Source organism: Brevibacterium litoralis (assembly GCF_040212315.1).
Taxonomy (GTDB): Bacteria; Actinomycetota; Actinomycetes; order Actinomycetales; family Brevibacteriaceae; genus Brevibacterium; species Brevibacterium litoralis.
In genome coordinates, this window is sequence record NZ_JBDIUY010000032.1 from 1 (window position 1) to 22,492 (window position 22,492).

Here is a 22,492-nt window from a genome sequence, read left to right on the forward strand (position 1 = left end):
CCGGCGCCTGATCGGCACGAATGTCCGAGGCGTCGAGCGTCTGATCCTTCCGGCGCCCGAGCGCTCCACAACGCAGCACCACACGGGTCCGCCCCGGTCGCACATTCCGTGCGACCGGGGCGGACCCGTGTGCTGCCCTGCTACTTCCTCACCCCGTCATCCGGGCGAGCAGCGCCGAGCAACTGTGCGAGCAGCGCCGCGGTCGACGTGACCCGGGCGAAACCGGCCGACACGAGGTTCACGGCCGTGGCCCGCATGAGGTCCTCGCCCCTCATCCCACCGGCGAAGTGGTCCTCCAGGCCCGCGGGCACCGCCGGGGTGACCCCGAAGGAGGCCGTCGCGTCGAGAGCGACGAGGACGTCGTGTCCGAGGTTCCCACCCACCCGTGCGGTCGTCTCGACACAGTGGTTCGTCGACAGCCCGGCGAGGACGATCTGGGGCGACCCCTGCTCCCGCAGCCAGGCATCGAGGTCGGGGGTGCCGTGGAAGGAGGAGTTCACCGATTTCGAGACGAGGAGCGCGGGATCGACGTCCCGGAGGAACCCGCGCAGCGCGTTGCCCGGGGTCCCGGGTCTCAGGGGCGAGTCCGGCTCCTCGGAGTCGTGCCGGACGACGACGATCCGCCGGCCGTGTGCGACCCAGGCCCGGGCGAGTTCCGCCATCCGTTCCTCGGCCTCCGGACGGACACGGTGGCCCCAGTGCGGGGAGTCGAAGCCGTCCTGGACGTCGATGAGGACGAGGACCGCCTCGGGTGCGAGAACGGGATGGCCGTCGGGGCGCGTGCCGGTGAGCACTGCGTGTGGATGCGAGGGACGGGAGGGAGGATTCGGTGGAGTGGTCATGTCCTCCATGCTCCGTCGGATGCCCACGGACCGACAGTGGCCGGAACGACACCGAGCGATCGATTCCCGCCATACTGGTTCCATGAAGGACGAGTGCACATGACGGACGGAACCGTGGACGTGGCTCTCCTCGTCTTCGACGGGGCACGTCAGTTCGACGTGGCGGTCGCCCGGGAGGTCTGGCAGGACCACGCCTCGTCTCCGGGCGCGCTCGTTGCCCCGCTCGTCGTCTGCGGTGACGGTCCGGTGCACCTCTCCACGGGCGCCTCGACCACGCCGGGCTCCTCCGCCGACACCGACATAGACACCGACACCGTCCTCCGCCCCGCCGCACCCACCGCCCGGGCCGCCACCGCGGATCTCGTCCTCGTCCCCGGTACCCACGATCGCGGGGAGTCCGTTCCCGCGTCCGTGCTCGCCGCTCTCCGCGCGGCCCATGCGGCCGGGGCCCACATCGCCTCCCTGTGCGGCGGCGCGTTCGTCCTCGGCAGGGCCGGACTGTTGCGGGGCAGGCGGGCGACGACGCACTGGGACCTGTGCGGCGAACTCGCACGTCGACACCCGGACACCGAGGTCGACCCGGAACCCCTCTTCGTCCAGGACGGACGGGTGTGGACCGCCGCCGGTGTGGCTGCCGGGATCGACCTGTGTCTGGCGCTCGTGCGTGAGCTCCACGGTGGCGGGACCGCCACCCACGTCGCCCGGGCCGTCGTCGCAGGCCCGCACCGGGACGGCGGCCAGGCCCAGTTCATCGACCGTCCCGTCGCCCCCGCACCGGAGACCGGGGTGGTCGGTCCCGTGGCCGGGATCGTCGAGGACGACCTGGCACACCCGTGGACCGCGGCGGAACTCGCGCGGATGCTCCACATGGCCGAACGGACCCTGGTCCGACGCTTCGGTCAGGAGTCCGGCACGACACTCCACCGGTGGATCACCCACGCACGCATCGCCCGCGCCCGGGAACTCCTGGAGACCACTGCGGAACCGGTCGAACGGATCGCCCGCACGGTCGGGTTCGGCTCCACCCCGACGTTCCGGACCCGGTTCCGGACCGCGGTCGGTCTCTCCCCCTCCGCGTACCGGGCGCGTTTCTCGCACGGCACCCCCGACCCTCGCGTTATCGAGACGTGACCCGATTCCCAGGTGAATTCGACGTGAACGGGCGTACCGTGGTTCCCCAACGGAAAGTGGCACACATCACACGGAGGTGGTCGACGATGACCGGTTCACGGATCTTCGCAATCTCGGGCGCGCTTACGTTCGCGGCCTTCCTCGTCCTGTTCCTCGGGGCGACGGGGATCGGGTTCGTCGAACTCGCCCTCATCATCGAGGCGTTCGCCTTCCTCATCGCCGTCGTCGGCGCGATCCGGATGGCCGCCGACGAGATCCCCAAGCTCTCCGGCACGGCCCGGATGGTCCGCCCGACCACCCCGGTGACACCGGGCACCGCGGCCGCCTGATCCCATCGGGCGCCCGGGCCCCGACCACGGGACGCCGTCTCAGGACCCACGACCCCCGGCACCTCTTCCCGGTCCCCGGCACCTGCGCGAGATGCATCACGATTCGCGCGGCGCGCCGGGGATCCGTGCGTCCGGCACGTTCCGGGATGTGAGAATCACCCCTCGTGCGTTCACTACCCGACAAGACACATGCCCAGATCGCCAAGCTGCTCACCCGCACCGTGCGGACCGAGGTCCCCGGTGTCCGCATCCGGCTGGCCACCCCCGCCGACGCCGCGGTGCTCGCCGAACTCCTGCCCGACGACGGCACCGGCGAAGTGCTCACCCAGGCGGACTGGCTCGGCATCCTGTCCTTCCGACACCATCAGGCCGGGTTCCGCGCCGCGCTCACCCGCAACCGCCGCGGAGTGGTGAGCGACGCCGTCGAGTCCGTCCTCGTCGCCGAGGCGGGCCGTCCGCCCATGGAACTCCTCGACTGCGTCGACCGCGCCCTCACGACGGTCCTCCTCGCCGTCGACGGGAAGACCCCGGTCGCGGCCATGCAGATCTCCCCCGGCCTCCAGTCCGCCGAGGACCTCATCGTCACCCCCGACGCCATGTCCGACGAGATCGACCGCATGGTCACCCATCTCGGCATCGACGCCCTCACCGTCGTCCCGGAGGCGCGCCGCCGCGGCATCGGGTCCGCGCTCGTCGCCACGGCCCGCACTCTCGGGATCGCCGCCGGGTACGCCACGGTGCTCGCCACCGGTACGGCCGCGAACGGCGACTTCGCCCGGGCCACCGGTTTCCGCTGGATGGACACCGAGGGCGCGGGCACCCGGTCCGCCCACGACACAGGGTCCGCCCACGACACCGAGGCGCCGTGCCTCTTCTACGACGTCCTCCTCACCGGCGAGGAACGCGAGAGCCTCTTCGCCCAGATCGAACGGACCCTCGCCCCGACCGAAGATGCCGCCGAGGCGCCCTCCCCCACGGCCACTGACACCGAGTCGACGCCTGCCGGGTCCGACACCGCGATCGACACCACCATCGACCCGGACGAACTCGCCGGGATCCGGTACTTCCTCCGGGCCGCACGGGAGCCTCTCGCGCTCACCGCTGCCGGGTGGCTCAAGCCCGCACACGTGCAGGACATCGCCGCCCACATCCCCACCGACATCGCCGCCGGCGGCAAGAACAACCGCGAGAACACGACGCCCGGCGTCCGTGACACCCGGGTGCGGCTCCAGGAGGCGGGCCTCCTGGCCGTCGAGGGCTCCACGGTCGTGCTCACCGCGGCCGGGGAGGCGGCACTGGCCGACGAACCGGCCCTGATCACCGCACTCGGCTGAGTTCCACGCCGCCCCATCCCCGGCACCCCACCGGCTGAGTCCGAGGACCCGGCACTCCCGGGCCCGGGGCCCCGCTCAGTCGAGGTGGTCGGCGAGGCGGGCCAGTCCCGCCTCGCTGACCACCTCGGACTCGTCGAGACCGACGGTCCACACGGGCGTGCCGTCCAGGCCTGCCCGCAGGCGTTCGACCTGTGTGTCCTCTCGGCTGCGACGGGCGGCCAGCACGGGTCCGGCGTCCTGGGGTGACAGTCGATTGACGACCACCCCGGCGAGGTCGACGTCCAGGCCCCGGAGGTCCCGAGCGAGGTCGAGCGACTCCGTCACCGGCATCCTCTCGGGCGTCGTCACGACGACGAATCCGGCACGCGCCGGGTCCGTGAGCGCATCCCGGAGGACGGCGAACCGCTCCCGCCGGGCCCGGAGGATCGAGGTGAGTTCGTCGGCGCGCCGGGCCCGTGCCCGGTCCGTCCCGCTCTCCCCCGCGACACCCTGGAGGGCCTGGGCGAACCGGTCGGCCCGTTCCCGGTTGTCGATGAGGTCATCCGTCCACCGCGTCATCGTCGTCGGCAGGGACAGCAGGCGGACCGTGTGCCCGGTCGGTGCGGTGTCGAAGACGACGAGATCGTAGGCGGGGTCCGGCCCGGCCGACCAGCCGGCCACCTCGGCCATCCGTTCGAGCACGGCGGCCTCGTGGGTACCCGGTGCGTCCCGGGCGGTCTCCAGATGGGCCCGGGCCTTGTCCCGCAGACGTTCGGGCAGGACCCGGTACATCGTCGCCTCGACCCCGGCCAGGTGACGGTCCACCGTGCTCCGGGGATCGAGTTCGACCCCGTCGACCGATCCCGGAACGGTCACCGGTTCAGTGGTCTCCGGTGAAGTGGTCTCCGGTTCGGTGGTCTCCGGAGTGCGGGGCGCCTCGGGAGCGGGGCGGGTGGCCAGCCGGACCGGGGTGTCGCCGACCCGGCGGTCCCAGAGGTGGCCCAGATTGTGCGCCGGGTCCGTCGACACGACGAGGACACGGGCACCCGTGCGGGCCCGCCCGAGCGCGAAGGCCGAGGCGAGCGTCGTCTTGCCGACGCCGCCCTTGCCCCCGAAGAAGACGAGGCGGCGGTCGGCGAGCGTGGTTCCGGGGTCGGGCATCAGCAACATCCCATGTGGCTCAGGGGCGAACGGTCCATGCCCATGCGGGTGTGCCAGGCGTGGAAGTCCTCGTAGACGAAGGGCAGGAGTTCGACGGACCAGTAGGCGGCAGGGTCGGGGACGCCGAGCGCCTCGCCGAGGACGACGAGGAGGAACTCGTCGTCCTCCTCGCGCACGGCCCGCGCGAAGGTCCGGCGATAGGGTGCCCGGTAGAACTCGTCGAGGCCGGCGCCGAAGGCGCGCAGTCCCTCGACGAACCGCGTCAGCGCCGCCGAGGCGCCCTGCCCCTGGCTGCCCGCCGGACCCGACGGATGGGCGGACGACCGCGCGCGGTCCCCGGGATCGGGAACCGCGCGCGGGTCGGAGGAATCGTGCGTCACCGTGGGCGTCAGACCTTCGCGTCGTCCCGGCGCGGCAGGGACTCCGGGAAGTTCTCGTCGCCGGAGTCGTCGTTGCGGGCACGCGCCATGGCGACGAAGGCCTCGATGGCCACCCAGACGCTCGCGACGATGATGACGATGTCGATGATGAGCAACGTCCAGTCACCGGCCGTGGCGAGCGATCCGAGCTGGTCGATCGCCGCCCAGAACGACATGGTGAACACGAGTGCCAGCGGCACCAGGGCCGGCCACGGGTTCCGCTTGAGTCGGATGAGCATGACCGCGAGGATGCCGAGTGTGAGCGAGGCGAGCAGCTGGTTCGAGGTACCGAACAGCGGCCAGATCGCCAGACCACCGGAGCCGTCCACGCCCTGGCTGAAGATGAGGGCGCAGGACAGGACGACGACGATGACGGTCGCCACCCACTTGTTGACCCGGACGTTGACGGTCTCGCCGACCTCCTGGATGACGAAGCGGAACAGGCGGAAGGCGGTGTCGAGGGTCGTCGCGGCGAACAACACGGCCATGGTCGCGAGCACCGTCGAGGCCAGCCCGACGGGCAGACCCAGGCCGGAGTTGACGAGTGCGCCACCGCCCTCGATGAAGGCGTTCACGCCACCGTCGTTGAAGGCCTGGTAAACGGACTCCCACTCGGCGAGCGTCCGGAAACCGGCGGTCACGGAGATGATGGTGCCGAGTGCCAGGAGACCCTCGCCGACGGAGCCGAAGTAACCGACGAACCGGGCGTCCGGTTCCTTGTCGAGCTGCTTGGAGGTCGTACCCGAGGACACCATGCCGTGGAAGCCGGAGATCGCACCACAGGCGATCGTGACGAACAGCAGCGGCACGAGCGAGGGCGTCGCCTCCGGAGGCGTGGAGTTCCATGCCGGGGCCACGATCTGCGGGTGGGCGATCGCGATCGACACGAAGAGGATGATGAGACCGACGAAGAGCTGCACACCGTTGATGTAGTCACGCGGCTGCAGCAGCACCCACACCGGCAGCAGCGAGGCGATCGTGCTGTAGACGAGCAGGGTGACGATCCAGAAGGTGCCCGGGGCCATGCCCAGAATCCCCGACTCCGGGATCACGATCGGGTTCGCGTCACCGATGAGGATGAGGGCGTAGAGGGCCACGACGCCGAGCACGGTGACGAGGCCGAGGTTCCACTTGAGCTTGTACACCGCCAGGCCGACGAGGACCGCGACCGGGATCGCACCCCAGGCCGGGATGACCGCCGTGGGCGTGCCGATGAGCAGGTTCTTGATGACGACGGCGAAGGCGCCGATCACCATGACGAGGAGCACGAACATGACGACGAGGAACAGGTACGACCCCCGCTTGCCGATGTAGCGCTCGGCGAGCGACCCCATCGACTTGCCCTTGTTGCGCTGCGAGGCCCAGAGGGCGCCGAAATCGTGCATGCCGGCGAAGAAGACGGTGCCGAGCGTGACCCACAAGAAGGCCGGCACCCAGCCCCAGATGACGGCCACGGCGGGACCGACGATCGGGGCGGCTCCGGCGACGGAGGTGAAGTGGTGACCCCAGAGGACGAACTTGTTGGTCGGCATGTAGTCCACGCCGTCCTCGAATTCGTGCGCCGGGGTCCGATGGGCCGGGTCCAGCCGGAAGACACGGCCGGACAGGAACTTCGAGTACACCAGGTACCCGAAGGCCAAGATGGCCAGTCCGATGATGAGGAGAAGGAGAGAATTCATCCCGGGTCGTCCTTTCGACAAGGTGCCGGTCGAGTACGAGGGGCACTCTCCCCCGGTGGCGATCGTCCGGCCACGGTGCCGGGGCCGACGTCCGTGTCGGCACACGCGGGACGAGAAACCGGGTTCCCGACCCACGATCCCCCGGGGATTCTGTGCGAGGACTCACAGTGTACTCCCGGAATGTTCCCCTGGACACATTCGGCCGGGCACGATCAGGTCACGGAACGGGTTCAGTCGTGCCCGAGGAGAGCGGTGATGCCGGCGAGGAAGTCGCCGGGCACATCTCCCGCGGCATCGCCTTCCACACCGCTTTCCGCACCGAGCGCCGCGCGGGTCTGCTCGATCTGGACGTGACCGAGCACAAAGGACATGAGGTTGGCCGCGACGTCCTCCGGCAGGTGACCGAGTGCGGCCGGCCGGACCCGGGAACCGTGGAGGGCACGGGCGAGCAGCAGGATCTCCGCCCCGTCGCGGTGGCCGAGGAGCACGTCGCGCAGGGCGAGACAGACGACGCGGGGATCGGTGCCGGCTGCCGCCGGATTGTGCCCGTGGGTGCCGGCTACCGCCGGACAACGGGCGTCGACCTCGGCGATGAGGCGGTCGCCGACGAGACCCAGGAGTTCCTGCTTGCTCGCCACGTGCCAGTAGAGGGCCGAGGGGCGCACGTCGAGCTCGCGTGCGAGCCTGCGCATGGACAGGTCGCCGAGCCCGAACTCCCCGAGGATACGAACGGCGGCGTCGGTGATGACGGCGACGTCGAGCGGAGCTCGGGTGGCAGGAGGCATGTGGCACAGCATAGGACGCAGGCCGGTCGGGAACGGGCACGGGAACACACATCGGAACGTTTCCGCAGGTCATCGTCCTATTTCCGTGATACCGCTCACGAAACCACGGTTTCGGGGGTTCTCGGTTTGCACCCCCACCCGCGAACGTGGTTGTATATTTCCTGTCGCCGCGAGCGGCCGGACGGAGACGGAAGGTCAGCGCGACGACGACAACAGAATCACGGGATATGGCGCAGGTTGGTAGCGCGCCTCGTTCGGGACGAGGAGGTCGTGGGTTCAAATCCCGCTATCCCGACCAACTCCAGAAGCCCCGGCATCGACACGATGCCGGGGCTTCTCGCATCCCCCGGAGCCGTAATGATCGAGTGCGAGCGCAGCGGCACATCGAGCCGACCGATCAGCCACCGACCGCGCACACGACCGGGCGGCCACCATCACCGGTCACCGGAGCCGGTTGGGCGACTCACGACCGCAACTCCTCAGGACTCGGGATAGCCCTCACCCACGCACCGCGCCGATTCACCGCGATTGATCCTGAAGGTGTAGGCGGCGGGCTCCGACGTCCAGACCGTCCCGTCCGGTGCTGTGTACCGCGCGATCACCTCGACGTAGCCGGTCCGACTGGTCGCGCCTCCGCCAAACAGACCACGTTCGACATGCACCATCTGATCCCCGTCAGGGGTCGAGTACGACATCTCCCCTTGTTCCTCGATCGGCGGCTGGCCCCCGTTGCGGAGGAGTTCGACGAGGGTGACGAGTCGCATCGGTTCGGTTTCCAGATAGGTGTACACCTGGGGCGTCAACGTCCCGGCCCGGGTGGTGGACCCCGGGATCACAGGTGGATCCGCCCATGAGATCTCGACGTCGTCGTACTGTGCGACCCCTCCGTCCACCTCTTCGCACACGAGTGTCGGAGCCGGGACCACGCCGACGTGGAAGCCACCGGCGCTGTACTCCTCGTCGGCCCAGGTGGCGTCCGTGACGCGGGCGGCGGACAGGCCGGTGGCGCCGGCGACGACACCGAGGGCGCAGACCCCGGCGAGGACGGAACGGGTGAGGCGTTTCATCGGGTCCCGCTCGTCCACCAGCGGGCGCCGCCGGCCAGCACCAACCCGAGGAGTACGGCACCGATTCCCGGACCGAGGACGGTGAACACGTCCCCACCCGTCATCGGCAGCCGGTCGTCCGCACGGGTGTCGGTCGGGTCGCCATCCGACGCGTCGCCGTCGTCGGCACCGCCGTCGTCCGCGGATCCGTCGCCCGTACTGTCACCGGTCGCATCGTCCGTCGCGTCCCCGGTGCCCCTCGTGTCGTCGTCCGAGGGCGTTCCGGGCCCGGATGGAGAGGGATCCTCACTCGGCTCGTCCCCGGGCGTACTCGGTTCCTCCGTCGGTTCCGGTGGCGTGCCCGTCCCGACCTCCTCCCCGAGCGCCGAGGCGTGCAGACGCAATCTCGCCTCTCCTCCGGCCTGTGGGCCGTGAGCTGCCGGCAAGGTCACCTCGACGCGATACCAGTGCTCGGCGAAGGGATCGAGCCCGGCCTCCAGTGCCTTGTCGGTCCCCGGCTCCAGAACGGTCCCGTCGGTCACCGGACGGCCACCGCCGAGGCAAATGCCGTCCACCCAACGCTCGTCGCACACGTCGACGGAGACGCGCAGCGACATGGCGCGCGTCCCGTTCGACGGAGCGTCGAGCGCGAGGCGCGTGTCGAGTTCTCCTCCGACCTCACCGCTGCCGCCCACCGATCCGACATCGGTCGTGACTCCGACCTGCCAGGCGACCGGTGCCGCGGCGACGAGACCGTCCCGCGCCTCGGGGTCCCCGATCGACACGATTTCCAGATGATCACCGGACACGAAAGTCACGTGTTCAGGCGGAAGGTCCGAGAATCGCTCCGGCGCGAAGGCCGCTGCGGGCGTCACCGCTCCCGGACCGAGCACCAGGAGTGCAGTGACCACCGGCAGTGCCACCGCCGGGACCACCACCGCGTTCACCGCTGCCGAGGTGCCCTGCCCCGGCCCGCTACCCGCTTCCTCCGTGGCCTCCTCGTCAGCGTTCTCGCCGTCCGAGTTCTCCGCGTTCTCGCTCTCGGACTCGCCGTCCTCGGCGCGCCGTTCCGGGTGGTCCGGGTCCTTCGGCCAGAAGGCCCAGGTGACGAGAGCCGCCATGGCGAGCGTGATGCCACCGAGCACCCAGGGGTTGCCGAAGGCGGCGACCAGGCGCGCCACCCAGGGCACCGAGAACAGCACCCGGTCCACCTCGGTGACGACATAGGGGTAGGGATCAGGACTCTGGTTCGCATCGCCCTGCATGACGATCTCGACGGCACCGGCCGGGGAGCCGTCAGGTGCCCCATCGACCTCGATGACACGGTGGGTCACCGGTAGAGCGCCGGGACGTTCGACGGACACGACGTCGCCGACGGACACCTCGCTCGCCGGCACCTGCCGGGCGATAGCGACGTCGCCGGTGGAGATCGTCGGTTCCATCGACCCGGTGCGGAACATGAGGAGGGTGACGTCGAGGAACACCGAGGCGATGAGCAGCACGATGCACAGCACTCCCCCGCCCGCGAGCAGGGTGAGCGCCGCATCCCCGATCTTCCGGATCATTCCTCCACCTCCTCGGTCAGTATCGGTCCACCCCAGGTCAGTCCGAGGTCCCGGTGAAGATCCACGTGAGGGTGTTCGACTGTCCCTGGAGAGACGAGGGCGCACCCGTCACCAGTCGCACCTGGGTGCAGACACGGGTATAGGTCGCCAGCGGGTCCCCGACGGTCACCGCAAAAGGTGTGAACGGGGCCTGGTCACTCGTCGCGGACGTCCAGGTGGAGGGATACGTCGCGCTCGCGCACGACACTCCCGGCCCGACGGAGACGGCGCGGTACTCCATGTACCCCGCCATTTCCGGGTTCGTGTTGTCGATGCCGGTGAGGTCGACCGTGCCGCCCACGGTCGAATCAGCACTCAACGCGATTTCGACCCGCCCCATGTGTTGACTTCCCGGAGACATGGTGTGGGGGCTCTGGTCGAATCGCATGACGGCGGCACCTCCCACGCTGTCGTGCGGGACGAACTCCGGGGACGTGGTGTCATCCAGTGCCCGACTCACGAGGGCGAATGTCGATGCGGTGAACTCCGCGCCGGAGTACTCCTCGTCGGTCCAGGAGGCGAGGGTCAGCGTGCCGCCGAGGCCGAGGACGAGACCACCGGCCAGCAGTGCGCGCAGACGGAGGGAACGGAGTGACCGGTGGCTACGATCAGAGGGAGACCGCATCGAACTGCCAGGTGGCGTCGGTCGCCAGTCCCTGTTCGAAGGTTCCCTCGGGCCCGGCGGTCGCCGTGAAGCAGAGCTCGACCGGGGCACCGGCAGCCCCGTCCGCTCCTGCGGTGAGGCTCAGGACACCTTCGGCGGTGAAGGTCGCTGCCGTGAGGTCGGTACCCGAGGCAACGGGATTCCCGGTTGCCGTCCCCGCTTCACAGGAACCGGCGGTGACCTCGATCAGCGACCAGGAGATCGCATCGGAGTTCGTGGTCAGCGGGTCCGTCCCGGTGATACCGACCGGAGTGACCTCGGCGTCGACAGTGGTACCGGCGGCCAACCGGAGGAAGTAGGCGGCCAACCGGAGGAAGTAGGAGGCATACACGACGTCGTCCGGGGCCATGTTGCCGACCAGGTCCGCCCCGCCGAGGTCGTCGGTGAAGGTGAGACCGAGAGCGTTGTCGACGGTGTCCTGATCCGCGTAGGTCGTCCCGTCATCGGAACCCTCGAGGTTGAAGGAGCCTGCGGTGAAGGTCGCCTCGGCGAATTCGGAGTCGGTCCAGGCGGCGAGGACGACGGTGCCACCGACGCCGAGGACGAGACCCCCGGCCAACAGTGCGCGGACACGACGGGACTTCAGGCCGGTACGGGGCGAAGCGGACATGGGAATCCACCGGGTTCGGACGGTGGCCCGGTGTGGGCCGTGACTACACATCCGACACCAGTGGTAAAGCACTTCACATGAAAAATCCACGGAACGACAATCTCGAGGTTCTTCACCCCGGCCCTCACCCTGGTGGTACTTGACGGGCTCTCCGCGCGACCTGTCTCCATCGCGCGCCCTCATCCGAAAGCGGCGAGAGCCTCCCGGATCTTCGCGGCGTGGACCTCGAGTTCCTCACCGGGCACCATCTCGGCCGGCCGGGCGGAGTTCGAGAAGTCCTTGATGCTGTTCGTCGGCCACACGTGCACGTGGACGTGGGGCACCTCGTAGCCCTGGATCATCACGCCGATCCGGTCGCAGTCGAAGCTCGCCTTCTGCGCCTTCCCGATCTTCTGGGCCACCGCCATCACGTGGTCGGTGAGGTCCTCGGGCATGTCGATCCAGTGCGAGATCTCCTCGCGGGGCACGACCATCACGTGGCCGTCGGTGAGCGGCAGGACGTCGAGGAAGGCGACGACGCGCTCGTCCTCGTACACGAAGGTGCCGGGGATCTCGCCGTCGATGATCTTGGTGAAGAGAGTGGTCACGGTGTCTGCTCCGTCATGCGAGGTGGGTCAGGGGAGGTCGGTGCCGGGCGGGAGGAAGCGGGTGAAATCCCGGGCCGAACCGGCCCCGGCCATGAGGACGTCGACCACGCGGGAATCAGCGTCCACCAGGAACGTACCCCGGATCGCGGTGCCCCGGGAGGGGTCGAACACCCCGTATGCGCGGGCGGCCGCGCCGTGCGGCCAGAAGTCCGAGAGGAGGTCGATCCCGATCCCGGCCTGCGCGGCCCAGGCGTCGAGCGCATAGGAGGGATCCGTCGAGATCCCCACCGGGAGGATCCCGGCGGCCCGGAACCGCGGGGCGAGGGCCGTGAGTGCGTCCATCTCAGCGGAGCAGACCGGCGAGAAGGCGTAGGGGTAGAAGACGATCAGCACCCGCGCGGTGGGCCCGTGCGCCTCGACGGCGCGGGCGACGACCTCGGACAGGTCCAGCTGCTCACCGTGGCGGGAGACGAGATCGAACCCGGGGGCGGGGTCACCCACCCCCGGCGGGGAGCCGCCCGGGCGGGGCGCCTCGGCCGCCGTCATCAGGAGAAGTTCTTCTTGCCGACGAGCCGGAACCCGGCCCAGTCCTCGGCGGCGGGCACGGTGCGGGTCACGTGCATGCCGGCGGTCGGTGCGGACTGTGAGATGTCGGCCGGGCTGATGTGGCCGTCACGGCCGGCCTTCGGGGTGAGCAGCCACACCTCGCCGCCCTGCTTGAGGGTGGTCTGCGCGTCGACGAGGGCATCCGTGAGGTCCGGGTCGTCGCTGCGCCACCACATGACGACCACGTCGAAGACGTCGTCCTCGTCCTCGTCGGCCATCTCCTCACCGGTCGACTCGGCGATCGCGTCACGGAGCGCGAAATCGACGTCGTCGTCGTATCCGATCTCCTGTACGTACGCCCCGGGTTCGATCCCCAGGGAGTTCGTGGCGTGCAGAGTCCTTTCCGAAGGAGTTGTGCTCATGGTCCTATTGTTCACGTCACACGGCACTACGGGCAAATGCACACCCACCGTCTCGGGCGTGTCCGCGCGGATCACGGCGCATCTCACATGCCCGACCCCACCCGTGTGCCGTCGACCGGCACACGGAGACATGAGCCACACGAACGACATGAACCACACGAACGAAGTGTCCCGGAACGCGCGCGGTGTCCTAGGCTGAGACGGACCCCCGATCGGGCACCCATCCCCACCCGCGGACTCACGTGGGCGGACGCCTGGGTGCCCCCTGTCCCAGACGACGGATGCAGCGTCGTCGCATCGAGAGGACCGAAACAGTGGACAACTCACGCGGACCGATTCTCAACGGCCTCCCCGCCCAGGTCCCGGACATCGACCCGGAGGAGACCCAGGAATGGATCGACTCCCTCGACCAGCTCGTCGACGGCGGCGGCCGTCACCGTGCGCGTTACGTCATGCTCCGCCTGCTCGAACGTGCCAGACAGCAGAACGTCGGCGTCCCGTCCCTCACCACCACGGACTACGTCAACACGATCTCCCCGGAGGACGAGCCGTGGTTCCCCGGTGACGAGGAGACCGAGCGCCGGTACCGCCGGTGGCTGCGCTGGAATGCCGCCGTCATGGTGCACCGCGCCCAGCGCCCCGGCGTCGAGGTGGGCGGACACATCTCCACCTACGCCTCGGCCGCGACCCTCTACGAGGTCGGCCTCAACCACTTCTTCCGCGGCAAGGACCACCCCGGCGGCGGTGACCACGTGTTCTACCAGGGCCATGCCTCCCCCGGCATGTACGCCCGCGCCTACCTGGAGGGTCGCCTGTCCGAGCAGCAGCTCGACGGCTTCCGCCAGATGCAGTCGCACCACGTGGACGGCAAGCCCTTCGGCCTACCCTCCTACCCGCACCCGCGCCACCAGCCCGACTTCTGGGAGCACCCCACGGTCTCCATGGGCCTGGGCCCCATGAACGCGATCGCGCAGGCGCAATTCGACAAGTACCTGCACAACCGCGGCATCAAGGACACCTCGCAGCAGCACACCTGGGCCTTCCTCGGTGACGGCGAGATGGACGAGCCGGAGAGCCGCGGCATGCTCCAGTACGCGGCGAACGAGGAGCTCGACAACCTCACTTTCGTCATCAACTGCAACCTGCAGCGTCTGGACGGACCGGTCCGCGGCAACGGCAAGATCATCCAGGAGCTCGAGGCCTTCTTCCGCGGTGCCGGCTGGAACGTCATCAAGGTCGTGTGGGGCCGCGAGTGGGACGCCCTGCTGCAGAAGGACCGCGATGGCGCGCTCGTCAACCTCATGAACGAGACGCCCGACGGCGACTACCAGACCTACAAGGGCGAGGACGGCGGCTTCGTCCGCGACAACTTCTTCGGCCGCGACCCGCGGACCAAGGCCCTCGTCGAGGACTACTCCGACGAGCAGATCTGGCAGCTCAAGCGCGGTGGCCACGACTACCGCAAGGTGTACGCGGCCTACAAGAAGGCCATGGAGCACAACGGCCAGCCGACCGCGATCCTCGTGAAGACGGTCAAGGGCTACTCGCTCGGCCCCACCTTCGAGGCCCGCAACGCCACCCACCAGATGAAGAAGCTGGGCGTCGAGGACCTCAAGCTGGCCCGCGACCACTTCCAGATCCCGATCTCCGACGAGGAGCTCGAGGCCAACCCCAAGACGCCGCCCTACTACCACCCCGGCGTCGACGCCCCGGAGATCAAGTACCTGCAGGAGCGCCGCGCCGCTCTCGGCGGGTACAGCCCCGAGCGTCGCTCCACGTACGTCGACTTGAAGCTGCCCGACGACAAGGACTTCCAGATCGGGAAGAAGGGTTCGGGCAAGCAGAAGATCGCCACGACGATGGCCTTCGTCCGCATCCTCAAGGACATGATGCGCGACAAGGAGTTCGGCAAGCGGATCGTGCCGATCATCCCGGACGAGGCGCGCACCTTCGGCATGGACTCGTTCTTCCCGACGGCCAAGATCTACAACCCGCACGGGCAGAACTACATCTCCGTCGACCGCGACCTGTTCCTCGCCTACAAGGAGGCGACGGACGGCCAGCTCCTCCACATGGGCATCAACGAGGCGGGCTCCACCGCCGCCTGGACGGCCGCCGCGACCTCCTACGCCACCCACGGCGAGCCCATGATCCCGTTCTACATCTTCTACTCGATGTTCGGGTTCCAGCGGACCGGCGACGCCTTCTGGGCCGCCGGTGACCAGATGGCCCGCGGGTTCATCCTCGGTGCGACCGCCGGCCGCACGACGCTCATCGCCGAGGGCCTGCAGCACGGCGACGGCCACTCCCACGTGCTCGCCTCGACCTACCCGTCGATCGTGAGCTACGACCCGGCCTACGCCTACGAGATCGCGCACATCGTGCGCGACGGCCTGCACCGGATGTACGACCCGGAGGATCCGCGCGATCCGGACGTCAGCTACTACATCACGATGTACAACGAGCCGATGGTCCAGCCGCCGGAGCCCGAGGGTCTCGACGTCGAGGGTGTCCTCAAGGGCATCTACAAGCTGCAGGACGGACCGGCACTCGGCGAGAGCGCGCCCAAGGCGCAGCTGCTGGCCTCCGGTGTCGGTGTCCCGTGGATCCTCGACGCCCAGCAGATGCTCGCCGAGGACTGGGGCGTGAGCGCCGACGTGTGGTCGGTCACCAGCTGGGAAGAACTCCGCCGCGAGGGCCTCAAGTGCGACGACGACCGCCTGCTCGACCCGGCGACCCCGGCGCGCGTGCCCTTCATCACGCAGAAGCTCGCGGACACGCAGGGCCCGGTCATCGCCACGAGCGACTGGACCCGGACCGTGCCGGACTCGATCCGTCAGTACGTGCCCGGCCACTTCACCTCGCTCGGTGCCGACGGCTACGCGATCTCGGACACCCGTCCGGCCGCCCGCCGGTACTTCCTCGTCGACGCGGCCTCGGTCGTCGTCCAGACGCTCATCTCGCTGGGCGACCTGGGCGTCGTCGACCCTGCGCTCGCCGAGCAGGCCGCGAAGAAGTACCAGCTCGACGACCCACGTGCGGGTACCTCGGGCTCCCTGGAGGGCGGCGCCGCCTGAGGCCGTTCCCCGTGCGGTGACGAGATCACCGGTCCGCGCCCGAGGTGCTCTGCACTCCCGATGGGGAGTCCAGAGCACCTCGGGCGCGGTCGTCCGGGCATGTGTGCGGTTCCACGACACGCATTGTCCGCAACTCACAAACATCGGCGGTCACGACCACTAGGGTTGGCACCATGCCGACATCGAGCACCCCCTCTGCGACAAAGGGCACCCGCTCCACCGGAACGGGCCCCACCCCCGGCGCCGGCTCCGGTGGCGCCCACGGCCCCCAGGCCCGGGCGGAGACGGGCCGCCGCCTGAAGGCCGGGCAGGCGATGCTCTCGAAGCTCACCCTGCAGCGCCTGGAGGCCCAGCTGCCGTGGTTCCGGCAGATGAACTCAGGGGACCGCGGCTGGGTGGCACTGTTGGCGAACTCCGGCATCTCGTCGTTCATCGACTGGTACAAGGACCCGAAGACGCCCCTGCGGGTCGTCACGGAGATCTTCAACACCGCACCGCGGGAGCTCGTCCGCTCCGTCTCCCTCCAGCAGACCCTGCAGCTCCTGCGCGTCGTCGTGCAGGTCGTCGAGGAACGCGTCACCGATCTCTCCCGCCCGGACGACCAGGCGGAACTGCGGGAGGCCGTGCTCGTCTTCTCCCGCGAGATCGCCTTCGCCGCCGCCGACGTCTACGCCAAGGCCGCCGAGGCCCGCGGTTCCTGGGACGCCCGCCTGGAGGCCATGGTCGTCGACGCCCTCGTCCGCGGGGACTCCGTCGAGGACCTCGCCGGGCGGGCCGCGGCGATCGGCTGGCGCTCCGACCGCGAGGTGCACGTGCTCGTCGGCAGCGCCCCCCGGCGCAATGCGAACCGCAGCACCGAGGAGATCCGTCGCTCGGCCCGCAAGTGGGCGGAGGACGCCCTCGTCGGGATCCACGAGGACCGCCTGCTCGTCGTCCTCGGCGGCACCGAGGACATCGACGCCGCCGCGAACTCCTTGTCCCACCACTTCGGCCCGTCCGAGGTCGTCATCGGTCCGCCGGTGTCCTCGCTGGCCGAGGCCGCCGGGTCCGCCCGCGCGGCGATCTGGGCGCTGCGTACCTCGATCGCCCGGCCGGTGACCCCGCGCCCCGTCCACGCCGACAGCCTGTTGCCCGAACGTGCGATCGCCGGTGACACCGAGGCGGTCCGCACCCTCGTCGCCCGGTACTACGAGCCGCTGTCGGCCGGGTCCGGCCAGTTGCTCGACACCGTCTCCGCCTACCTGGAGTTCGGGGGGTCCCTGGAGTCGACCGCCAAGTCCCTGGAGGTCCACCCGAACACCGTGCGCTACCGGCTCAAGAAGATCACCGAGCTCGTCGGGGCCGACCCGACCCGGGCACGCAGTGGCTTCGAGGTCCGGATCGCCTTGGTGTACGGACGACTGTCCGAGGCAGGGCAGTTGTCCGTGTCGCACAAATCCTCCCCCTGAGGCGCGCTTCTGTCGTAGGTTTCTCACTGCGTACGGGTCCACGGGCGCACGCACGAGGAGTTCTCGAAGACACCGCTCACCGACACGTCCCCCGCCATCCCGTGGCCGTACCACTCACAGACCCGATCGGAAAGAGTCACACGTGCTCGTCATCGCATGTCCCGGCCAGGGCGCCCAGAAGTCCGGATTCCTCTCCTCCTGGCTCGAACTGCCCGACTTCGCCTCCTCCCTCGATGCACTCTCCCAGGCCGCGGACCTCGATCTGCGCCTGCACGGCACCGAGTCCGACGACGAGACGATCAAGGACACCGCCGTCGCCCAGCCGCTCCTCGTCGCCGCCGCGATCGCCACCTACGGCGAACTGTTCCGCGGTCTCGACGCCACTCCGGACGTCCTCGCCGGTCACTCCGTCGGTGAGATCGGCGCCGCCCACCTGGCCGGAGTGTTCTCCGCCGCCGACGCCATGGAGTTCGTCCGCGTCCGCGCGAACGGGATGGCAGAGGCCTCCGCCGCGACCCCCACCGGCATGGCCGCCGTCGTCGGCGGTGATCCGGAGGAGGTCCGCGCGAAGATCGAGGCCGCGGGCCTGCGCCCTGCCAACGTCAACGGTGGCGGGCAGACCGTCGCCGCCGGTTCCCTCGACGCGATCGAGGTGCTGAAGGAGAACGCGCCCGAGCGCGCCCGGGTGATCCCGCTGGCCGTCGCCGGTGCCTTCCACACCCCGTACATGGAGTCGGCCCAGGCCCCGCTGGCCGCACTCGCCGCGGGCCTGGAGGTGTCGGATCCCACCGTCACGCTCCTGTCGAACCGCGACGGGAAGTCCGTGGCAAGCGGCCGCGAGTACGTCGATGCGCTCGTGTCCCAGGTGACGAACCCCGTCCGCTGGGACCTGTGCCAGGAGCAGCTGATCTCCGCGGGCGTCACCGGACTCCTCGAACTCGTGCCCGGTGGCACCCTCACCGGACTCGCCCGGCGCGGCCTCAAGGGCGTGGAGACCTTTGCCCTCAAGTCCGCCGACGACCTCGACGCCGCGCGCGAATTCGTCACGGCACACACCCGGAACTGACCAGGAGGCCACCATGACCACACTCGCCACTCCCCAGGCCCAGAAGTTCTCCCGGATCACCGGGATCGGTGCCTACCGGTCCGAACACGCCGTGCCGAACGAGGACCTCGTCGGCCCCATCGACTCCTCCGACGAGTGGATCCGCCAGCGCACCGGGATCATCACCCGCAACCGCGCCGGTGCGGACGTGAGCGTCCTCGACATGTCCGAGGAGGCCGCCAACGAGGCGATCGCCAACGCCGGGCTCACCCCGGCGGACATCGGCGGCATCGTCATCGCCACCGTGACGACGGGGATCCCCACCCCGTCCGCCGCCTCGGCGCTCACCGATCGTCTGGGCACCGGCCCCGTCCCGGCCTGGGACATCTCCGCCGCCTGCGCCGGCTACTGCTACGCCGTGGCCCAGGCCGACGCCTTCGTCCGGGCCGGCTCGATGGACAACGTCCTCGTCATCGGCGCCGAGAAGCTCAGTGACTTCGTCGACCCGACCGACCGGTCGATCTCCTTCCTCCTCGGTGACGGCGCGGGCGCCGTGGTCGTCTCCGCCTCGGACACCCCCGGGATCGGGACGAGCATCTGGGGGTCGAAAGGGGAGAACTGGGAGACCATCCGGATGACCTCGTCCTTCCTGGAGTTCAAGACGGACAAGGACACGCCGTTCCCGACCCTGCGCCAGGACGGCCCGAGTGTCTTCCGCTGGGCCGTGTGGGAGATGGCCGAGGTCGCCAAGCAGGCTCTCGAGGCCGCCGGCATCACGGCCGAGGACCTCGGTGCCTTCGTCCCCCACCAGGCGAACATGCGCATCATCGACGAGCTCGCCAAGCAGCTGGGTCTGCCCGAGCACGTCGTCGTCGCCCGGGACATCGCCGACAACGGCAACACCTCGGCCGCCTCGATCCCGCTGGCGACCGAACGCGTCCTGCGCGAGAACCCGGAACTGCACGGCAAGCTCTCCCTGCAGATCGGGTTCGGTGCCGGACTGGTGTACGGCGCGCAGGTCGTCGTCCTCCCCTGAGGACCCCGGTGTCCGGTGCGGACACCGCCGACAACCGTGCGGGTCCCGGGGCAGGACCTCGGGAACCGCGTGCAATAGGATCGTTCGCGGGACACCCGTCGAATCACGTTCCACCACTTCACCGACGCCCACCGCGGGCGTCGACGCGGGGCCACCGGGCCCCGTGACGGACACGAAAGAAGGAAAGACATGGCACACACCGAAGCCGACGTCCTCGCCGGACTCGCCGAGATCGTCAACGAGGAGACCGGACTGGCCGTCGAGGCCGTGGAGGCCGGCAAGTCCTTCACCGACGACCTCGACATCGACTCGATCTCGATGATGACCATCGTCGTCAACGCCGAGAAGAAGTTCGGCGTGAAGATCCCGGACGACGACGTCAAGGACCTCGTCACCGTCCAGGACGCGGTCGACTACATCGTCAAGGCCGACGCGGCCTGAGTAGAACGCCGCTCAGGGCCCCGGCATCCCACCGCGGCCCGAGTCGGACGCCGACACCGGCCGTGGGTCCACCCGCGGCACCGGTCCGGCGCTCCCCGGGGCCGGCCCCACGCGGTCGGCCCCGGCCCCGCCCTCCACGTTCCACGATTCGACGAGGTTCACCACCATGAGTTCCACCGTTGTCGTCACCGGAATCGGTGCCGTCACCCCCATCGGCAACACCGCCGAGGAGACCTGGCAGGCAGCCCTGGCGGGCACCCCGGGCGCCCACACTCTCCAGAACGACTGGGCCGAGACCTACGGCATCCCGGTCGAGTTCGCGGCGACCGTGGACCCCACCGTCGTCGAGAACAACCTCAAGCGTCCCCAGGCCAAGCGCCTGGACCCGGCCAGCCAGTTGGCCATCATCTCGTCCCGGGAGGCCTGGCAGGACGCCGGTGCCCCGGAGATCGAGTCCGAGCGCCTGGCCGTCTCGTGGGCGACCGGCATCGGTGGCGTGTGGACCCTGCTCGACGCCTGGGACACCCTGCGTGAGGAGGGCTCGCGGCGGGTCATGCCGCTCACCGTGCCCATGCTCATGCCCAACGCCCCGGCCGCAGCCATCGGCATGGAGTTCCAGGCGCGCGCCTCGGTCCAGACCCTCGTGTCGGCCTGCGCCTCGTCCACCGAGTCCCTCGGTCACGCCGTCGACGCGATTCGCGCCGGCAAGGCGGACGTGGTGATCGCCGGCGGCGCCGAGTCCGCCGTCCACCCGATCACGCTCTCGGCCTTCTCCTCCCTCCAGGCGCTCTCCCGCCGCAACGACTCCCCGGAGACGGCCTCCCGTCCCTACGACGTCGATCGTGACGGCTTCGTCATGGGTGAGGGCGCCGGAGCCCTCGTCCTCGAGACGAAGGAGCACGCCGAGGCTCGCGGCGCCACGATCTACGCCGAGATCGGCGGCTGGGGCCTGAGCAACGACGCCTACCACATCACCGCAGGAGAGCCCGAGGGCAAGGGGTCGATCCGTGCGATGAAGGAGGCCCTCGAGTCCGCCGGACTCGTCGAGGCCGACATCAAGCACATCAACGCCCACGCGACCTCCACCCCGGTCGGCGACGTCCCGGAGTCCGTGGCGATCAACGCCCTGCTCGGTTCGCACACCTCCGAGGCGGCAGTCTCGGCCACCAAGTCGATGACCGGTCACCTCCTCGGCGGCGCCGGTGCCGTCGAGGCGGTCCTCACCGTCAAGGCCGTGGCCGAGCGCACCGCTCCCCCGACGATCAACATCGAGAACCTCGATCCGAAGATCGAGCTCGACGTCGTCCGGGACACCCCGCGCGAGCTCCCGGCCGGCGACATCGCGGCGATCACCAACTCCTTCGGGTTCGGTGGCCACAACGCGGTCGTCGCCGTCAAGAGCGTCTGACAGCGGAATCGCCCCGATATCTTCGACGACCCCCGATATGTCGTGACATATCGAGGGTCGTGAACGATATCGGGGCGGTGGGGTTCCGGGGCCGGGGCGGAGTCGAGCACAGTCGGGGCGCCTCGTCGTCGTCCGGCGTGTCGCCTTGTGCTCTCACCTGCACGAAGGCCTGTGTGCTGTGCAATAATGACCCCAGTACTCCTGTTCGGAACGTAGGGGAAGACGGATCCGGACACACAAGGAGGCAAACATGAATATGACCCGTGGCGTGCTCTTCGTGCACTCCGCACCCCGTGCCCTCTGCCCCCACATCGAGTGGGCGGCCGGTGGCGCGATCGGTGCGCAGGCGAAGTTCGACTGGACGCCCCAGCCCGCTGCGCCCGGACTCGTCCGGGCGGAGATCTGCTGGCAGGCCGCGCCCGGTTCGGGTGCGCGCATCGCCAGTGCTCTGCGCGGGTGGGACGGTGTCCGCTACGAGGTGACCGAGGAGCCCTCCGAGGGTTTCGACGGAGGTCGTTGGAGCCACACGCCAGGCCTCGGCATCTACCATGCCGTGACCGACGTGCACGGCAACATCGTCGTGTCCGAGGACGTCATCCGTGCAGTCATGGAACGCTCCCACGGAGCGGAGGACGACCTCCGATCCGAACTCGACCGTGCCCTCGGCACGGCCTGGGACGACGAGCTCGAACCCTTCCGGCACGCCGGTGAGGGCGCGCCCGTCCGCTGGCTCAGCCAGGCGGTCTGAGTACTTCTCCTGCCCACAGGTCCTTCACGCGTGAGCGGTCGGACACCCCAGCCTCCGGGGTGTCCGACCGCTCGTGTGCTTTCCACTAGACTGATGCGTCGGTCCCGCCGATGTGCGCGGGGCCCACGACACACGCCGGGCAGCGACAGGA

22 protein-coding genes and 1 tRNA gene are annotated in these 22,492 nt (G+C 69.6%); 11 read left to right on the top strand and 12 right to left on the bottom strand.

Going from position 1 to position 22,492, the window contains the following annotated elements; translation table 11 throughout:
* Positions 1 to 140 precede the first annotated feature (140 nt).
* A complete protein-coding gene (locus AAD496_RS11155; RefSeq protein WP_349828814.1) occupies positions 141 to 842 on the bottom strand; it encodes an isochorismatase family protein in 702 nt (233 codons plus the stop codon).
* Positions 843 to 941: 99 nt separating this feature from the next.
* Here AAD496_RS11155 and AAD496_RS11160 point away from each other — a divergent pair, with 99 nt between their 5' ends.
* The 3 genes from AAD496_RS11160 (at position 942) to AAD496_RS11170 (ending at position 3,636) form a co-directional block, all read left to right on the top strand.
* Positions 942 to 1,973, top strand: a complete 1,032-nt coding sequence (locus tag AAD496_RS11160) for a GlxA family transcriptional regulator (protein ID WP_349828815.1) — start codon at positions 942 to 944, stop codon at positions 1,971 to 1,973.
* 86 nt (positions 1,974 to 2,059) lie between these two features.
* A complete protein-coding gene (locus tag AAD496_RS11165) occupies positions 2,060 to 2,302 on the top strand; it encodes a hypothetical protein (protein ID WP_349828816.1) in 243 nt (80 codons plus the stop codon).
* Between the two features lie 164 nt (positions 2,303 to 2,466).
* The gene (locus AAD496_RS11170) at positions 2,467 to 3,636 is read left to right on the top strand and encodes a GNAT family N-acetyltransferase (RefSeq protein WP_349828818.1); all 1,170 of its coding nucleotides are present in this window, start codon (positions 2,467 to 2,469) and stop codon (positions 3,634 to 3,636) included.
* Between the two features lie 75 nt (positions 3,637 to 3,711).
* Here AAD496_RS11170 and AAD496_RS11175 read toward each other — a convergent pair whose 3' ends face one another.
* The 4 genes from AAD496_RS11175 to AAD496_RS11190 form a co-directional block, all read right to left on the bottom strand.
* Positions 3,712 to 4,776, bottom strand: a complete 1,065-nt coding sequence (locus AAD496_RS11175; RefSeq protein WP_349828820.1) for an ArsA family ATPase — start codon at positions 4,774 to 4,776, stop codon at positions 3,712 to 3,714.
* Complete coding sequence (locus AAD496_RS14890; protein WP_433913761.1) at positions 4,776 to 5,156, bottom strand: cory-CC-star protein; 381 nt, start codon at positions 5,154 to 5,156, stop codon at positions 4,776 to 4,778. The genes AAD496_RS11175 and AAD496_RS14890 overlap by 1 nt, the downstream gene beginning before the upstream one ends.
* A gap of 8 nt (positions 5,157 to 5,164) precedes the next feature.
* A complete protein-coding gene (locus tag AAD496_RS11185; RefSeq protein WP_349828821.1) occupies positions 5,165 to 6,874 on the bottom strand; it encodes a carbon starvation CstA family protein in 1,710 nt (569 codons plus the stop codon).
* Between the two features lie 230 nt (positions 6,875 to 7,104).
* Positions 7,105 to 7,659: a TetR family transcriptional regulator gene (locus AAD496_RS11190; protein ID WP_349828822.1), complete on the bottom strand. Its 555-nt coding sequence runs from the start codon at positions 7,657 to 7,659 to the stop codon at positions 7,105 to 7,107.
* A gap of 221 nt (positions 7,660 to 7,880) precedes the next feature.
* On the opposite strand from AAD496_RS11190, the gene AAD496_RS11195 reads away from it, so the two are divergent.
* Positions 7,881 to 7,957, top strand: a tRNA-Pro gene (locus AAD496_RS11195).
* Positions 7,958 to 8,138: 181 nt separating this feature from the next.
* Here the strand turns inward: AAD496_RS11195 and AAD496_RS11200 are convergent.
* The 7 genes from AAD496_RS11200 to AAD496_RS11230 form a co-directional block, all read right to left on the bottom strand.
* On the bottom strand, positions 8,139 to 8,726 hold the full coding sequence (locus tag AAD496_RS11200) for a hypothetical protein (RefSeq protein WP_349828823.1): 588 nt from the start codon (positions 8,724 to 8,726) through the stop codon (positions 8,139 to 8,141).
* Positions 8,723 to 10,270: a signal peptidase I gene (locus AAD496_RS11205; protein ID WP_349828824.1), complete on the bottom strand. Its 1,548-nt coding sequence runs from the start codon at positions 10,268 to 10,270 to the stop codon at positions 8,723 to 8,725. Before AAD496_RS11205 ends, AAD496_RS11200 begins: the two co-directional genes overlap by 4 nt.
* 37 nt (positions 10,271 to 10,307) lie before the next feature.
* Positions 10,308 to 10,934, bottom strand: coding sequence for a SipW-dependent-type signal peptide-containing protein (locus AAD496_RS11210; RefSeq protein WP_349828825.1), 627 nt, complete (start codon positions 10,932 to 10,934; stop codon positions 10,308 to 10,310).
* Positions 10,918 to 11,583 carry a SipW-dependent-type signal peptide-containing protein gene (locus AAD496_RS11215; protein WP_349828827.1) on the bottom strand — a complete coding sequence of 222 codons (666 nt, stop codon included), beginning with the start codon at positions 11,581 to 11,583 and terminating at the stop codon, positions 10,918 to 10,920. Before AAD496_RS11215 ends, AAD496_RS11210 begins: the two co-directional genes overlap by 17 nt.
* Before the next feature lie 179 nt (positions 11,584 to 11,762).
* Positions 11,763 to 12,170, bottom strand: a complete 408-nt coding sequence (locus tag AAD496_RS11220) for an HIT family protein (RefSeq protein WP_349828828.1) — start codon at positions 12,168 to 12,170, stop codon at positions 11,763 to 11,765.
* Between the two features lie 27 nt (positions 12,171 to 12,197).
* Positions 12,198 to 12,716 (bottom strand): redoxin domain-containing protein, encoded by a 519-nt coding sequence (locus tag AAD496_RS11225; protein WP_349828830.1) that lies wholly within the window; start codon positions 12,714 to 12,716, stop codon positions 12,198 to 12,200.
* Positions 12,716 to 13,138, bottom strand: a complete 423-nt coding sequence (locus tag AAD496_RS11230; protein WP_349828831.1) for a DUF3052 domain-containing protein — start codon at positions 13,136 to 13,138, stop codon at positions 12,716 to 12,718. The genes AAD496_RS11225 and AAD496_RS11230 overlap by 1 nt, the downstream gene beginning before the upstream one ends.
* A 314-nt stretch (positions 13,139 to 13,452) precedes the next feature.
* On the opposite strand from AAD496_RS11230, the gene aceE reads away from it, so the two are divergent.
* From aceE to AAD496_RS11265, 7 genes are all read left to right on the top strand, one after another.
* Positions 13,453 to 16,215, top strand: coding sequence for a pyruvate dehydrogenase (acetyl-transferring), homodimeric type (gene aceE / locus AAD496_RS11235; protein ID WP_349828833.1), 2,763 nt, complete (start codon positions 13,453 to 13,455; stop codon positions 16,213 to 16,215).
* A gap of 173 nt (positions 16,216 to 16,388) precedes the next feature.
* Positions 16,389 to 17,663 (top strand): PucR family transcriptional regulator, encoded by a 1,275-nt coding sequence (locus AAD496_RS11240; protein ID WP_349828835.1) that lies wholly within the window; start codon positions 16,389 to 16,391, stop codon positions 17,661 to 17,663.
* Positions 17,664 to 17,805: 142 nt separating this feature from the next.
* Entirely contained in the window at positions 17,806 to 18,729 is a 924-nt protein-coding gene (locus AAD496_RS11245) for an ACP S-malonyltransferase (protein ID WP_349828837.1), read from the top strand.
* Between the two features lie 13 nt (positions 18,730 to 18,742).
* The gene (locus tag AAD496_RS11250) at positions 18,743 to 19,744 is read left to right on the top strand and encodes a beta-ketoacyl-ACP synthase III (protein WP_349828839.1); all 1,002 of its coding nucleotides are present in this window, start codon (positions 18,743 to 18,745) and stop codon (positions 19,742 to 19,744) included.
* Positions 19,745 to 19,933: 189 nt separating this feature from the next.
* Positions 19,934 to 20,185 carry an acyl carrier protein gene (locus AAD496_RS11255; protein ID WP_349828840.1) on the top strand — a complete coding sequence of 84 codons (252 nt, stop codon included), beginning with the start codon at positions 19,934 to 19,936 and terminating at the stop codon, positions 20,183 to 20,185.
* Between the two features lie 166 nt (positions 20,186 to 20,351).
* The gene (locus AAD496_RS11260) at positions 20,352 to 21,593 is read left to right on the top strand and encodes a beta-ketoacyl-[acyl-carrier-protein] synthase family protein (RefSeq protein ID WP_349828841.1); all 1,242 of its coding nucleotides are present in this window, start codon (positions 20,352 to 20,354) and stop codon (positions 21,591 to 21,593) included.
* A 256-nt stretch (positions 21,594 to 21,849) separates the two neighbouring features.
* Complete coding sequence (locus tag AAD496_RS11265; protein WP_349828926.1) at positions 21,850 to 22,341, top strand: DUF3145 domain-containing protein; 492 nt, start codon at positions 21,850 to 21,852, stop codon at positions 22,339 to 22,341.
* Positions 22,342 to 22,492 lie beyond the last annotated feature (151 nt).

Coding starts and splice junctions, on each gene's coding strand:
- AAD496_RS11155 (WP_349828814.1), bottom strand. CDS start 842: ATGACCACTCCACCGAATCCTCCCTCCCGTCCCTCGCATCCACACGCA.
- AAD496_RS11260 (WP_349828841.1), top strand. CDS start 20,352: ATGAGTTCCACCGTTGTCGTCACCGGAATCGGTGCCGTCACCCCCATC.
- AAD496_RS11165 (WP_349828816.1), top strand. CDS start 2,060: ATGACCGGTTCACGGATCTTCGCAATCTCGGGCGCGCTTACGTTCGCG.
- AAD496_RS11190 (WP_349828822.1), bottom strand. CDS start 7,659: ATGCCTCCTGCCACCCGAGCTCCGCTCGACGTCGCCGTCATCACCGAC.
- AAD496_RS11210 (WP_349828825.1), bottom strand. CDS start 10,934: ATGCGGTCTCCCTCTGATCGTAGCCACCGGTCACTCCGTTCCCTCCGT.
- AAD496_RS11215 (WP_349828827.1), bottom strand. CDS start 11,583: ATGTCCGCTTCGCCCCGTACCGGCCTGAAGTCCCGTCGTGTCCGCGCA.
- AAD496_RS11255 (WP_349828840.1), top strand. CDS start 19,934: ATGGCACACACCGAAGCCGACGTCCTCGCCGGACTCGCCGAGATCGTC.
- AAD496_RS11240 (WP_349828835.1), top strand. CDS start 16,389: ATGCCGACATCGAGCACCCCCTCTGCGACAAAGGGCACCCGCTCCACC.
- AAD496_RS11185 (WP_349828821.1), bottom strand. CDS start 6,874: ATGAATTCTCTCCTTCTCCTCATCATCGGACTGGCCATCTTGGCCTTC.
- AAD496_RS11175 (WP_349828820.1), bottom strand. CDS start 4,776: ATGCCCGACCCCGGAACCACGCTCGCCGACCGCCGCCTCGTCTTCTTC.
- AAD496_RS11200 (WP_349828823.1), bottom strand. CDS start 8,726: ATGAAACGCCTCACCCGTTCCGTCCTCGCCGGGGTCTGCGCCCTCGGT.
- AAD496_RS11225 (WP_349828830.1), bottom strand. CDS start 12,716: ATGACGGCGGCCGAGGCGCCCCGCCCGGGCGGCTCCCCGCCGGGGGTG.
- AAD496_RS11230 (WP_349828831.1), bottom strand. CDS start 13,138: ATGAGCACAACTCCTTCGGAAAGGACTCTGCACGCCACGAACTCCCTG.
- AAD496_RS11205 (WP_349828824.1), bottom strand. CDS start 10,270: ATGATCCGGAAGATCGGGGATGCGGCGCTCACCCTGCTCGCGGGCGGG.
- AAD496_RS11265 (WP_349828926.1), top strand. CDS start 21,850: ATGACCCGTGGCGTGCTCTTCGTGCACTCCGCACCCCGTGCCCTCTGC.
- AAD496_RS11160 (WP_349828815.1), top strand. CDS start 942: ATGACGGACGGAACCGTGGACGTGGCTCTCCTCGTCTTCGACGGGGCA.
- AAD496_RS11250 (WP_349828839.1), top strand. CDS start 18,743: ATGACCACACTCGCCACTCCCCAGGCCCAGAAGTTCTCCCGGATCACC.